Genomic DNA, 13,156 nt, shown 5'->3' on the forward strand with positions numbered 1-13,156 from the left:
CGTTGAATCAGGCAAGAGTCGGCCTTGTTTCAAGGCTCAGCCCACAAGCTTAGGAAAATTCCTGCATCACGCACAGATACAGCTGAGGTCCAATACGCCGGACAACTGCTAGGCTCAGGATCGTGCCCACCGCTTGCGCTGTAACGGCATATAACAAAAAAGAATATAACTTTTGTTTTAACAACTAACGGTACGGGTTAGGGTGTGCCACCTTTTGAATTTATCGATGGAGAGCGACCTTGCCTCTGCGTAGCACTTTCACGCGTTTCTTTCAGTTGGAAGCTGCCAGCGGTCTGTTACTGATCGCCGCTGCAGCCCTGGCTTTAATCATCAACAACTCGTCGCTGTCGTGGCTCTATAACGGCCTGCTGGACACCCCCGTGGTGGCCCAGATCGGCGCGCTGAAAATCGCCAAGCCTTTGCTGCTGTGGATCAATGACGGCCTGATGGCGATGTTCTTCCTGCTGATCGGCCTGGAAGTGAAGCGCGAAGTCCTCGACGGCCAACTGTCGAAACCGTCGCAGATCGTTCTGCCCGGCGCGGCGGCGATTGGCGGCATGGTCGTGCCAGCATTGGTCTACTGGTTCCTCAACCGCGACGACCCGGTGGCGTTGGGTGGCTGGGCGATTCCGATGGCTACTGACATTGCCTTCGCCCTTGGCGTACTCGCCCTGCTGGGCAAGCGCGTGCCGGTGTCGCTGAAGTTGTTCCTCATGACCCTGGCGATCATTGACGACCTGGGTGCGATCATCGTCATCGCGATCTTCTATTCCGGCACGCTGTCGACCCTGTCCCTGGCACTGGCCGGCGCCTGTATCGTCGCGCTGATCGCGATGAACCGGCTCGGCGTGGTCAAGCTCGGGCCGTACATGATCATTGGTCTGATCCTGTGGGTCTGCGTGCTCAAGAGTGGTGTCCACGCGACACTGGCCGGCGTAACCCTGGCCTTCTGCATTCCACTGCGCACCAAAAACGCCGAGCCTTCGCCGTTGATGACGCTGGAGCACGCCCTGCATCCGTGGGTGGCCTACGGCATTCTGCCGCTGTTTGCCTTTGCCAATGCCGGCCTGTCCCTCAGTGGCGTGACCGTGGAAAGCTTCACCCACCATGTACCGATGGGCATCGCCGCCGGCCTGCTGCTGGGCAAGACCGTCGGCGTGTTCGGCCTGACCTGGCTGTCGGTGAAAATCGGCATCGCCTCCCTGCCCCAAGGCGCCAACTGGGGCCAGGTGTTGGGTGTGGCGATCCTCTGCGGGATTGGTTTCACCATGAGCCTGTTTGTCGGTTCCCTGGCGTTTGTGCCGGGCGCCAGTGAATACGCTGGGATGGACCGGATGGGGATTCTGACCGGTTCGATTCTGGCTGCGTTGATCGGTTATGCGGTGACGGCGGCGGCGAGTCGAAAGAGTGCCGCGCTGCAATCCTGAGAAACAGAGAATACTCCTCAGGACATTGAAGACTCGTCCTACAGCCACGGTTAGCCACGTTCGTTAACGTCGTGCAGTCCCTTTAAGGGGGCTGCCGATGGACGAATGAAAGGATAATCAGTGGCTGGCAACAAGGACATTCCCCGGGTTAAAAATTCACCGTCGGGTGACGGCCATCACGTCACCCATCGCTTCATGACTGCCGCCGAGCTGGCCGCGCGGGACGCCAGGCAAAGCGCCTACGACGCCATGCTTGCCAGGCAAGACGCCTTCGAACGCAGTCTTACGGTCGTCTCGTCAAAGGACGAAACCGTTCGGGCCGGCTGCGTCTTCGCCAAATCCTGCAACTTGCCGGACGCGATCATCGATTATTCCAACCCTTCGGGAATGGTGCCGACCGACAGCCTCAAGGATTACGGGGAAGTCGCCTGGCTCGGTGCTCGCGAAGTAGACGATGCCGGGTTGCTGAATCTTGAAACGATCAGCAGCACTGCCCTCCCGCTCGGTATCGGACACATCGCATTGCGGCTCCCGGCCATATCCGCAGCGCCAGCACTCGGCGTGGCCGGGGCCACCGTACTGGCCGGATTGGTTGCGCTGTTCTGGACACCCAGCCTGGGTGATAGCGCGCTCTACACCGAAGATCAGCTTCGCGCCCTGAAACAGGCCCGCACCCGTGTTCGCCTAAGGATCGAGCAACAGCCCGATGGCAGCCTCAAGGGTTATGGCTTCTACACCGGCAAGAACCGGGAATGGGAAATGGTTGATGTCGTGCAGTTCGCGTTGCGCAACAGTCAGCGGGTGGCTGATCTCGGGGATGGCGTTGAGCTGATCTGGACCCCGGCGGTGGATGGTTCTGACATCCTCGGTATTCCCGCTTTAGAAGCCGCACCGCAGGCCCCGCACATCTGGGTTTACCCGCCGACGAAAGCGGCGGACAGCATCATCGTGAATCCGGTTTATCCGCCTGAGTACAAGGATTTCATTCTTGTGTTTCCGGTGGGGTCGGGGGTCCGGCCGGTTTACATAGTTCTGAGCGTCCCGGGAGGCCTGAAGTACCACCCAGCGCCAACAACACTTCCAGCTTTTCCAGATATAAAACCTGCACCATTGAAAACTTCCGTACGTGGCGGCGGAAAAAAACGCAGGCGCTGGAAGGATCCCTCATGGAAAATTTATGAATGGGACTCACAACATGGCAAAGTTGAGCTGTATACGAAACAAGGAAAACATATTGGCGAGTACGACCCGGAAACCGGAGAGCAGACAAAGCCTGCCGACCCGGCAAGGAGAGTAGAAAAATGAAACATGTCATAGAGGTTTTCGACCGTCAGACTGAAGATCTGGTTATTAGCGTTGAAGTCCCCGAGAGTCGACACGATGCATTAAAAACTCTGATGAACTGGAAACAACCCGACGACGAGTTCGACGGTTACGACTTGTCTCCTGAGCAAGTGAGGGTACTAGAAGACTGGACCGGAAAAACCCTCATGGGTGCAAATCACATCGTACAACTGGTGTGCACAGAATGAACGGCCGCTACCCAAAGGTACGTCATTCGGTTGAGGCTTTTGATAAACAAACAGAATTTTTAGTGTTTAAAGTGCCCATACCAAAGAAGAATATTGAGCAACTCAGAATAATAATGAACTGGAGCAAACCAGAAGACGAAATCTACGATTACGACCTTGATGGTGCGCAGATTACGCAGTTGGAAGCTTTGCTCGGGCTTACGTTCTACGACCCGAATTACGATTTTCAGATCGGAAGTCATGCAAGCAAGTAATTTTTTACTCACACAAAAAACCCGACCAGTCACCTGATCGGGGTTTGGTTTTGTTACTCGTTCCAGCTTAGTGCGAAACGCGGCTAGTCCCACCAACAGTGGAAATCCGTACCCGCTCGCCAACACGAAACAGTTCATTCTCCTGAACATGTTGCACATAGGCGCGCATGCTGCCGTCATCTTCACGGGCTGTGATTGCGAGTCGCAAGCGCACCGGCGGGTGACCGGGCATCACGTCACTTTCCACTTAAAGGTAGAGCCATGAAACATCTAATTATGGGGGTTCCGAAGGGTGAGGATTTTCCTTCATTTGAGATGCAGACTCCTATTACCACCTCGGAGCTCAAATCGATTATGGGATGGGAGAATGACGAAGACTCATTACATGACTATCGCCTAACCGAGCATCAAATCATGAGGATAGAAAAAGCATGCTCTCTAGAGCTCCCTAAAGATCTGGAGCTGTTTTTGACTTCACACGACTAACGAGTTATCAAAAACGATTTTCGTACAACGTTGATCGGTAAACGGAGAGCAGACCAAACCTGCAGATAAGACAAGGAATGTAGAACCATGATTTTTTATGTCATTGAAGCCTTCGATAAAGAAACCGAGTTTCTTGCATTCGAAGAAGAGTTACCCAATGGGTACGATGAACAGTTGAAAGCAATCATGGGATGGACATCATCCCAGCAGGGCTGGGAGGGACACAACCTGACGCGCGCTCAACTTTCTGCGTTAGAAGAAATATTGGGAAAGGACATTTACGACTCGGCTTATCTCTTCCACTTAGCTGCAACGCCTAGCTATCTTTCAAACACAAAAAACCCCGACCAGTCACCTGATCGGGGTTTCGTCTTGTTACTCGCTCCCGCTTAGTGCGAAACGCGGCTAGTCCCACCAACCGTGGAGATGCGCACGCGCTCACCCACACGGAACACTTCGTTTGGCTGAACTTCCTGGACGTAGGCACGCATGCTGCCGTCGTCTTCACGAACGGTGATTTCCACACCTTGGGTGCGGGTCAGGCCTTCTTCAGCAGCCGAACCGACCAGACCGCCAGCAACGGCACCGATTACCGCTGCCACGATGCTGCCGCGACCGCCACCGATGGCGCTGCCGCCAACACCACCGACCACGGCACCGGCTACGCCGCCGATTGGGGTCTTGGTGCCTTCAATTTTCACTGGGCGCAGGGATTCGATGGTACCCATACGAATCGTCTGCACGCGACGCGCTTCGTCACGGGAGTAGGAGTCACCGGTCAGGCTCGATTGGCAGCCGGTGAGCAACATCGCCATCGTGGAAAAGGAAGCAACCAGCAGAACAGACTTACGCATAGCATCAACTCCAAAGGACAGGTATTCATTAAACTCCGCAGCTTGACGCCTGTCACGGCATCGCCCGGATAAAATTGTTTTCATTCAGGCCCGGTACAGGCGCCTCTGAACTGACAACACAGTAGCGTCAAATGACTAAAACTGCGCCGTTGAGCCAAGGATTTTCATGGATTATTTCATCATTGTGGTCACGACGCTGGCCGGTTTGTACTTCCACGGGTGGCTGTACATACGGATCAAACGCTGGATGGACCGCGATCTGGCGTTAGCCTTGGCCGGGAAGGACGAGCAGAAAAAAGCCTTCATGCTCCAGCAACTGGCGAACGCTCAAGCGCAGAGAATCAAGCGTCGAGACCTGCCGCAGTGGCTTGAAGCCGCTGCAGCAGGCTATCCCGGTCGATAGAGTGCTTAGGGTGCCAGACGTTCAAGAATCCAGTCAGCGCCCTGTAAGCGGTAGTTGAGGCGATCGTGCAGGCGGCTCGGACGGCCTTGCCAGAACTCGATGCGCTCGGGTAGCAAACGATAACCGCCCCAATGTTCCGGGCAGTCAGGTTGAGTGTCGCTGAAACGCTGCTCGGTAGCCTTGAGCAAGTCTTCCAACTCGCCACGACCGGCGATCACGCGGCTCTGGGGCGAAGCCCAGGCACCGAGGCGGCTGCCCAGTGGCCGAACCTGATAGTAGGCGTCGGACTCTTGCGGCGTAACCTTCACCACGCGGCCCTCTATGCGCACCTGACGCTCCAGGGTCGGCCAAAAAAACGTCATGGCGGCGAACGGGTTCGCCGCCAACTGCTCGCCCTTGGCGCTTTCGTAGTTAGTGAAGAAGGTAAAGCCCTGAGCATCCAGGCCCTTGAGCAGCAGAATGCGGCAATGCGGTCGACCGTCCGGATCGACGGTGGCCAGGGTCATTGCATTGGCCTCGACCGGCACCTGCTCGGTTTTCACCGCATCGGCGAACCACTGATGGAACAGCGCGAACGGCTCGGCCGGGGCTTGCGCCTCGGTCAAGCCGTCGCGGGTGTAGTCGCGACGCATATCAGCCAGGGCCTGGGTCATGGCGCATTCCTTCTGGTTAACGAATTACTTTTTGCTGGCGTCAGCGACTTTGCCGTCGTCAGACGCGTCTTTGACCGGGGCCGTTTTCTTGGCTGGGGTTGCAGCCTTCTTGGCCGGGGCCTTCTTCGCTGGAGCCTTGGCCGCCGCTTTCTTGGCTGAAGCCTTTTTCGTGGCGGGCACAGCAGCTTTCGTCGCGGCAGGTGCAGGTGTGACTGGCGCGGCCACAGGCTTGACGGTCTGAGCAGCGATCATGGTCATCGGCGCCGGAGCTGGCATGTTGTACTTGCTCAGCAACGCTACCATGGTGTTTTGCGGGGTCACCAGCAGTTCCACACGACGGTTCATGGCTCGACCTTCCTGGCTGTCGTTGGCGGCACGCGGTGCGTCACCGCCCATGCCACGCAACATCAGGCGATCACGCTGCAAACCACTGAGGCGGAAGATCGCTGCAACCGATTGCGCACGCTCCTGGCTCAGTTTCACGTTATCCGTGGCGACGCCCGTAGTATCACTGTGACCGAGGACCAGCACGGCGGTTTTCGGATCGACTTCGAGAATCTTCGCCACGCGAGTGAACGGGCCAAGGGTTACCGGCAGCAGCATGCCCGGACGCTTCGGGTTGAACGAGCTGTCAATCGGCGCGATCACGACCAATACGTTTTCACGGCGTTCGAGTTGCAGGTTGCTGTCCTTGATCGCTTCACGCAGACGCGGTTCGTAGTCATCAAGCCAGGCCTGGGTGACTTTCGGGTCCGGCATCGGCACGACTTTGGCGGTAGGTTGGTCTTTGCCGCCGAACGGCCACCACCACTTGCTACCGGTGTCGGCATCGGCCTTGGCCACAACGGCAGGCGTGGCTTGGGGTTTGACTTCAGCTTTTACGTCAGGCGTGGCGGCAGGCTTGGCGGCACCGTCATCGGAACCGAACGGCCAGTACCAATGGCTGGCGCTTTCAGCCTTGGCAACCGGCGCGGCGGCGGCCGCTTTCACTGGAGCCGGAGCAGCGGCAGGTGTCGCAGCAGGCTTGGCGGCTGGCGCCGAATCCTTGGTCGCCACTTTGTCGGAGGAACCGAACTGCCACCAGTGGCTGTCGCCCGCGGCGTCATTTTGCGGAGTTTGTGCGCAACCGGTGATGGCGAAGCACACTGCCAAAGCGAGAGTTTTATTAGATGACATTGGATATCCACAAAATGAAGTAATAAATGCACGCCCACAACGGACCGCATAAACAGACGCTTTGAATCAAAAAAGGTAACGAGGTTCCTGTGCAGGACCTTTCAGCATCGCTTTACAGACAAGCGGCAAGTACCCGTACGAGCTTTTGTGCGCGTGGATCCATCAACACGTACGGCCCCAAGGTATTTGTCACAAAGCCGAAGGCCACATCATGTTCTGGGTCAGCAAAACCGATGGAGCCGCCCGCGCCCGGATGACCGAACGCCCGTGGGCCGAGGCCGTAGGTAGCGTTCGGGACATCTGGTTGATCGAGCATGCAACCCAGGCCGAAACGGGTCTGGGTCAGTAAAGTCTTGTCCTCACCGAGGCTGTGTTCGCGGGTCAGCTCATCGAGCATTTCGCTTTCCAGCAGGCTACCGTCCAGAAGACCGGCGTAGAAACCGGCCAGGCTGCGGGCATTGCCGTGGCCATTGGCGGCGGGTTGTTGCATGCGCCGCCATTCCGGTTTGTTGGTGCTGGTCATGATCGACGGCGGGTTGGTGAACGCCCGGGTGGTCATGGCCGTTGGCTCGCGCATTGTCACTTGTAGCAGGCGCTGGGCCGCGGCATCGCCGACGTTACCCTTGCCCCGTGCGATATGCGCCACGCGATGAAACTCTTCGTCAGCCAGGCCGACGTGGAAGTCCAGGCCCAACGGCTTGGCGACCCGCGCCACAATCGACTCCCCCGGCCCACGACCGTCGGCACGACGCAGTAACTCGCCCACCAGCCAACCGTAAGTGATCGCGGCATAGCCGTGGCCCTGGCCCGGCGTCCACCACGGGGCTTCGGCGGCCAACGCGTCAACCATGGTTTGCCAGTCATAAAGCGCTTCAGGGGCCAGCAGCTCGCGCAGGGCCGGCAGACCGGCCTGATGGCAGAGCAATTGGCGCAACGTCACGGATTCTTTACCGGCGGCGGCAAATTCGGGCCAGTAGCGCGCAACCGGAGCATCGAGTTGCAGCTTGCCTTCGGCCACCAGTTGCAGCGCGGTGACGGCGGTGAAGGTCTTGGTGCAGGAGAACAAGTTGGCGATGGTATCGCTGTGCCAGGCTTCGGTGCCGTCCTTGTCGGCGGTACCGGCCCAGAGATCGAGAACGGTTTCACCGCCGACCTGGATGCACAGCGCCGCGCCACGTTCCTGGGGATCGTCGAACAGCGCGGCGAAGGCTTCGCGCACCGCTTCGAACTTAAGCTCGTAATGACCCTGAATCTGCACCCGCAACTCCCCCGGATTAACGCTCTACAAAGTGGTCCGCATTGTTCCAGCCCCGGAGGGTTTTGGGAACAGGTGCGGGCTGGGCGGTGTACCCGCCCATAGATTTATTCAGAAATAGTGAGTAGCCAGAGGGCAAGCCCTCACACCCATATTTAGGGATGAACACTGTACCTGTAGCGAGGGAGCTTGCTCCCGCTGGGCTGCGAAGCGGCCCCATTTCGCCCTAAAAAGAACGGGACTGCTGCGCAGTCCTACGGGGGCAAGCTCCCTCGCCACAGGTCTCAGTGCTTAATGACCATTCCCGGAATGCCCACCCGCATGGCCAGCGCCCTGCCCCGGACCTTTGCCGGCCTCGCCTTTTCGGCCGCCTTCTGTTGCGGCGTGGCTGGCCTTATCCGCTTCAGCCTTGGCCTTCTCGGCCTCTTTGCCCAGTTGATCGACGGCCAGCAAATTGCTTTTGCGCACGCTGTCGACGAAACCCTGGAATGGCAGATCAGTGATGCCCACCAGACCAAAGTGCCCGTTTTCGCCATCCAGCAGACGACCGGTCACCGGTTGGTCGAGGTACTGGAACCAGTGCACACCGACAATCGACGGTTCACTCATCGCCTGTTTGAGGAAGTTGGCGTAAGCCGGGCCACGATCTTCTTCCTTCGCCAGTTGCGTCACGCCGCCCCAGAACGGGCCGCGATCCGCCGAGCCAAAGTTGAACTCGGTGATCAGCACCGGTTTGTCGAGGCTACGCAGCTTGGCGAAGTCGTAACCGTCCTGCGGTTGCAGGGTGTACATGTTGAAACTGAGCACATCGCAATACTGCGCGCAGGACTCGACGGCCTCTGGGGTGCTGATGGCGAAACGACCACCCAACAACAACTGGTTCGGCGCGTGCCACTTGAGCGAATCGGAAATGGTCTTGAAGTAGGTGTCCGCAAAGACCTTCTGGAAGTATTTGAAGTCAGCTTCGATTTCCGGGTGATCGGCGCTTGGCAGCGGCGCTTCGAAGCCCGGGTCTTCCATCAATTCCCAGGCCGGCAGATCAATGCCCCACGCTTTCGACAGGCCCGCCTGGTTGCGGTACTTGTCGCGCAATTGCTTGAGAAATGCGCGTTTGGCCGGCACGTCGGTGGTCATTTTCAACGTGCCGTAGGCCAGGGCGTAACGGGATTTCGGATCATCGCCGGGACCGGCCCAAGCCAGTTCGTTGTCTGCGAAGTAACCGATCAGCCACGGGTCGTCACGGTGATCCCGAGCCGCGATGGCCACGGCACGCTCGGTGGCCATGGCGAAACGCGGGTCGAACGGGTCGGGCATGCCGCCCCACCAGTCAGTTCCGGTGCTGATGCTGGCGTAATCGCCGACGATCGACAGCGGCAAGGTGTACGGCACGCGGTCAGCATTGCCCAGTGCCGGGGCGCTCCAGTTGCCGATGGTGTTGAAGCCCCAGGCTTGCAGGCGATCCAGGGTATGACTGGCCCAGCGTTTTTCATCAACCACTGCTTTGCAGGGCTCGGTGGTTTTTGGCTCGGCTGCTTTCGCGACAGTCGCTTCTACGGCGCCGTTCTTGGCAGCTTCGGCGACACCGGATTCGGTAGCCGAAGGAACGACCGGCGGTTCAGCGGCTTTCTCAACTGTCGCCGCAACCGCGTCGGCCTTGGCGGCTTCGGCAACACCGGCCTTGGTGTCGCTGCCCGGTGCGCAAGGTTCGCCATAGAGGCGCTGCAGGTTAGCGCCGTAAAAGTCATACCAACGGCCGGCGTTGTAGGCACGGCCCTGATCGGCGCCGTTGCCGCCACGGTTGTCGCCTTCGCCATATTGACTGGCTAGCGGCTCGCCGGGTTTTGGCAGGTTTTCAAACATCCACTCGCGACCGGCGATGTAGGTTTGATTGACGTCCGGGGCGACGGTGTTCACGCCCAGTGAGTAGAACGGGTGTCCTTCAGGCGTTACCAGATACCAGCGACCATCGCGTTTCTCGGTCCGGAAAAAGCCGCTGGCCTTGAACGCCGGGCCTTTGTTCCAGCCACCGTATTGGTCCAGGGACGATTTCTCGCGCTCGGCCAGCCAGGTTTTCAGCTGTAGATGTTCTTTCGCGGCAGCGGATTTCAGCTGCTCGTCGCTGCTGACTTTCTCTGGCCATTTGGCTCGGGTCGATTGACCGTAAGCGTCGACCAAACCGCCATAGGCGGCTTTGGTCACGTCCGCGCCGTCCTGCACGCCGAAGCGTTCCAGCAAGATGCTTTGGGCGACTTTCGGCTGATCCATCGACAAGGTCACCGACACGATCTGGCTGCGATCCAGCTCACCGGCGCTGCTGGCCAGCAACACGCGCTGACCGTCAAAGGTCATCGGCATCGGCGGACCGGCCTTCATGCCTTGGCTCAACGGCGAACTGGCGACCAAGGGCACCAGCAGGGTTTGCGCCGGGCCGGCCGGCAGATCGACGCGGCTGACCAGGGTCTTGCCATCGTTGCTCTGGATCGTCACGTAGAGGGTCAAGGCCCAGTTCATCGCGCTCTGGACCCGCAAGCTCATGACACCCGACTGCGACCAGTCCCAGGCACCCGTTTGCGGGGTCAGGCGCAAGGTTGGCCGGGCCACTGGGTTGAACGTGACCCGGCGCAAGACTTCGCCTTCGGCCGTTTGTTCGGCGTTGGATTGCGGCAGGCTGGCGTCCTGGGTCGCCACCGAAACCACATCAGCGGGGCGCACAAAGTTAAACAGCGTCTGTTGGCCTGCGGGAGCGGCCAGCAAGGGCGTTGCGAACAACAGGGCAAATACAGCAGGCAGCGAACGACGAATCATGAGAACGAAATTCTCCCTAACGACCTCAATGGGCCAGTGGAAAAGCGATGGCGGAGAAATAGACAACGGGTTGGGCAAAACTGCCCACCCGTGTATCAGGAAATTTCACGTCGGAAGGGTGGCAACGCATTGAGGATCGCTTTGCCATAGCGTTGGGTGACCAGACGCCGATCCAGCAAAGTGATGGTGCCGCGGTCTTCTTCAGTCCGCAGCAAGCGACCGCAAGCCTGGACCAGTTTCAGCGAGGCGTCCGGCACGGAGATTTCCATGAACGGATTGCCGCCCCGGGCTTCGATCCATTCGGCCAACGCGGCTTCCACCGGATCGTCGGGCACCGAGAATGGAATCTTGGCGATCACCACGTGCTCGCAATACGCACCGGGCAAGTCCACGCCTTCGGCAAAACTTGCGAGGCCGAAGAGCACGCTGGAATCCCCGCCATCGACCCGCGCCTTGTGCTTGTTCAGGGTTTCCTGTTTCGACAGGTTGCCTTGAATGAACACTTGTTTGCGCCAATCGCGGTCGAGGCCGTCGAACACGTCCTGCATCTGTTTGCGCGAGGAGAACAGCACCAGGGTGCCGCGCGAGCCTTCGACCAGTGCCGGCAGATCGCGAATGATCGCGGCGGTGTGGGCCGGCGCGTCACGCGGATCGGCTTTCAGGTCCGGCACCCGCAGCACACCGGCATCGGCGTGATGGAACGGACTCGGCACTACCGCCGTCACGGCTTTTTTCGGCAGGCCGGCGCGCATGCGGAAGCGGTCGAACGTGCCGAGTGCGGTCAGTGTCGCCGAGGTCACCAATGCGCCGTAGGCCACGTTCCACAGATTGCGGCGCAGCATTTCTGCCGCGAGGATCGGGCTGGCGTTGACCTCGATGTCGAACAGCGAACCGCTTTCGGCCAGGGTCAGCCAACGGGCCATCGGCGGGTTGTCTTCCGGGTCTTCGGCGGTGAACGCGGTCCACAACTCCCAGTTGCCCGAAGAGCGCGACAACAAGCTGCCGAACAACGGATACCACTCTTCAGCCTGGTTGCTGGCGATGCCGATGTTGACCTCGCCATCCATGCCTTCCTTGAGCAACTCGGTGAGGCGGGTGAACAAATCGGTCAGGCGGGCGAAGGCTTTCTTCAGCTCGACGCCCATCTCGCGCATGTGCTCGGGGATCACTCCAGCGACGAAGCGGTGACGCGGCCGCTCACGGCCTTCGACGTCTTCGCCGGGTTTGAAATCGGCGACCTGCTCGCACGCAGTGAACATAAACTGCTGCTGAGTCTTGATCTCGCGAGCCAGCTCCGGCACCTGCTCGATCAACTTGCCCAAATCGCCCGGCAACGGGTGCTGGGCGAGCAATTTGGTGAGGTTCTTGGCGGTGGCTTCCAGCCAGTCGGCAGTGGAACGCAGGCGTGTGTAGTGAGCGAAGTGACCGATCGCCTTGTCCGGCAGGTGATGGCCTTCGTCGAACACGTAGATGGTGTCGCGCGGGTCCGGCAACACGGCGCCGCCACCCAGGGCCAGGTCGGCCAGGACCATGTCGTGGTTGGTGACGATCACGTCGACCTTGCCCATGCCTTCGCGGGCCTTGTAGAAGGCGCACTGGCCAAAGTTCGGGCAATGACGGTTGGTGCACTGGCTGTGATCGGTGGTCAGGCGCGCCCAGTCGGCATCTTCCAGGGCGGTGGACCAACTGTCGCGGTCGCCGTCCCATTTATTGCCGGCAAGCTTTTCAATCATGCTGGTGAAGAGCTTCTGGCTGGCCTCATCGACCTCGATCTTGAAGCCTTCTTCTTCGAACAGCTGCGCAGTGGCGGTTTGCGCGTGACCTTCCTGCAGCAACATGTCGAGCTTGGACAGGCACATGTAGCGCCCACGGCCCTTGGCCAGCGCGAAGCTGAAATTCAGCCCGCTGTTGCGCATCAGGTCAGGCAAATCCTTGTAGACGATCTGCTCTTGCAGGGCCACGGTGGCCGTGGCGATCACCAGGCGTTTGCCCGCCGCCTTCGCCGTCGGGATCGCCGCCAGGCTGTAGGCCACTGTTTTGCCGGTACCGGTGCCGGCTTCCACCGCGACAATCGCGGGGTCGCCACTGCGCCGGCCTTCGTCGTCGGTGTCGATGTCACCGAGGACTTTGGCAATTTCGGCGATCATCAGGCGTTGGCCGTAGCGCGGTTTGAGGCTCTTGGCTTCAAGAAAACGCGAGTAGGCGCCCTGGATCGTGGTTTTGAGTTCGGTACTGATCATGGATTGTCGGGCGCAAAAAACGCTGGATAAATTTTCAGTGGTTCGGATGGGCAGCTATCATACCGCGCTAA

13 protein-coding genes and 1 pseudogene are annotated in these 13,156 nt (G+C 59.2%); 7 read left to right on the forward strand and 7 right to left on the reverse strand.

What is annotated here, in order from left to right:
* Window positions 1-239: 239 nt before the first annotated feature.
* From nhaA to AC1MEW_RS30830, 4 genes are all read left to right on the forward strand, one after another.
* Window positions 240-1,427 carry a Na+/H+ antiporter NhaA gene (nhaA, locus tag AC1MEW_RS30815; protein ID WP_322270709.1) on the forward strand — a complete coding sequence of 396 codons (1,188 nt, stop codon included), beginning with the start codon at window positions 240-242 and terminating at the stop codon, window positions 1,425-1,427.
* Between the two features lie 120 nt (window positions 1,428-1,547).
* Window positions 1,548-2,732 (forward strand): colicin E3/pyocin S6 family cytotoxin, encoded by a 1,185-nt coding sequence (locus AC1MEW_RS30820; protein ID WP_480424730.1) that lies wholly within the window; start codon window positions 1,548-1,550, stop codon window positions 2,730-2,732.
* Window positions 2,729-2,959, forward strand: a complete 231-nt coding sequence (locus tag AC1MEW_RS30825) for a DUF7683 domain-containing protein (RefSeq protein ID WP_201255540.1) — start codon at window positions 2,729-2,731, stop codon at window positions 2,957-2,959. Before AC1MEW_RS30820 ends, AC1MEW_RS30825 begins: the two co-directional genes overlap by 4 nt.
* On the forward strand, window positions 2,956-3,213 hold the full coding sequence (locus AC1MEW_RS30830) for a DUF7683 domain-containing protein (protein ID WP_201255541.1): 258 nt from the start codon (window positions 2,956-2,958) through the stop codon (window positions 3,211-3,213). Before AC1MEW_RS30825 ends, AC1MEW_RS30830 begins: the two co-directional genes overlap by 4 nt.
* 67 nt (window positions 3,214-3,280) lie before the next feature.
* Here AC1MEW_RS30830 and AC1MEW_RS30835 read toward each other — a convergent pair.
* A pseudogene (locus tag AC1MEW_RS30835) lies at window positions 3,281-3,409 on the reverse strand (hypothetical protein); the annotation flags it as partial.
* A gap of 65 nt (window positions 3,410-3,474) precedes the next feature.
* Between AC1MEW_RS30835 and AC1MEW_RS30840 the strand changes: the two are divergent.
* Window positions 3,475-3,699, forward strand: a complete 225-nt coding sequence (locus tag AC1MEW_RS30840; RefSeq protein ID WP_201255542.1) for a hypothetical protein — start codon at window positions 3,475-3,477, stop codon at window positions 3,697-3,699.
* Between the two features lie 87 nt (window positions 3,700-3,786).
* Entirely contained in the window at window positions 3,787-4,092 is a 306-nt protein-coding gene (locus AC1MEW_RS30845; RefSeq protein WP_480424732.1) for a DUF7683 domain-containing protein, read from the forward strand.
* Here the strand turns inward: AC1MEW_RS30845 and AC1MEW_RS30850 are convergent.
* Window positions 4,089-4,553, reverse strand: a complete 465-nt coding sequence (locus tag AC1MEW_RS30850; protein WP_201195394.1) for an outer membrane lipoprotein — start codon at window positions 4,551-4,553, stop codon at window positions 4,089-4,091. The two genes, AC1MEW_RS30845 and AC1MEW_RS30850, sit on opposite strands and share 4 nt — an antisense overlap.
* Window positions 4,554-4,719: 166 nt before the next feature.
* Here AC1MEW_RS30850 and AC1MEW_RS30855 point away from each other — a divergent pair, with 166 nt between their 5' ends.
* Window positions 4,720-4,956, forward strand: coding sequence for a hypothetical protein (locus AC1MEW_RS30855; RefSeq protein WP_201201266.1), 237 nt, complete (start codon window positions 4,720-4,722; stop codon window positions 4,954-4,956).
* Window positions 4,957-4,961: 5 nt separating this feature from the next.
* Here the strand turns inward: AC1MEW_RS30855 and pdxH are convergent, their stop codons facing one another.
* From pdxH to dinG, 5 genes are all read right to left on the reverse strand, one after another.
* A complete protein-coding gene (gene pdxH / locus AC1MEW_RS30860) occupies window positions 4,962-5,609 on the reverse strand; it encodes a pyridoxamine 5'-phosphate oxidase (RefSeq protein ID WP_201201265.1) in 648 nt (215 codons plus the stop codon).
* A 24-nt stretch (window positions 5,610-5,633) separates the two neighbouring features.
* Window positions 5,634-6,785 carry an OmpA family protein gene (locus tag AC1MEW_RS30865; RefSeq protein ID WP_201201263.1) on the reverse strand — a complete coding sequence of 384 codons (1,152 nt, stop codon included), beginning with the start codon at window positions 6,783-6,785 and terminating at the stop codon, window positions 5,634-5,636.
* 112 nt (window positions 6,786-6,897) lie between these two features.
* Complete coding sequence (locus AC1MEW_RS30870) at window positions 6,898-8,043, reverse strand: serine hydrolase domain-containing protein (RefSeq protein ID WP_201201261.1); 1,146 nt, start codon at window positions 8,041-8,043, stop codon at window positions 6,898-6,900.
* Between the two features lie 288 nt (window positions 8,044-8,331).
* Window positions 8,332-10,845, reverse strand: coding sequence for a beta-agarase (locus tag AC1MEW_RS30875; RefSeq protein WP_480424734.1), 2,514 nt, complete (start codon window positions 10,843-10,845; stop codon window positions 8,332-8,334).
* Between the two features lie 95 nt (window positions 10,846-10,940).
* Window positions 10,941-13,085 carry an ATP-dependent DNA helicase DinG gene (gene dinG, locus AC1MEW_RS30880; RefSeq protein ID WP_201201257.1) on the reverse strand — a complete coding sequence of 715 codons (2,145 nt, stop codon included), beginning with the start codon at window positions 13,083-13,085 and terminating at the stop codon, window positions 10,941-10,943.
* Window positions 13,086-13,156 lie beyond the last annotated feature (71 nt).

The organism is Pseudomonas sp. ASL4 (assembly GCF_056680395.1).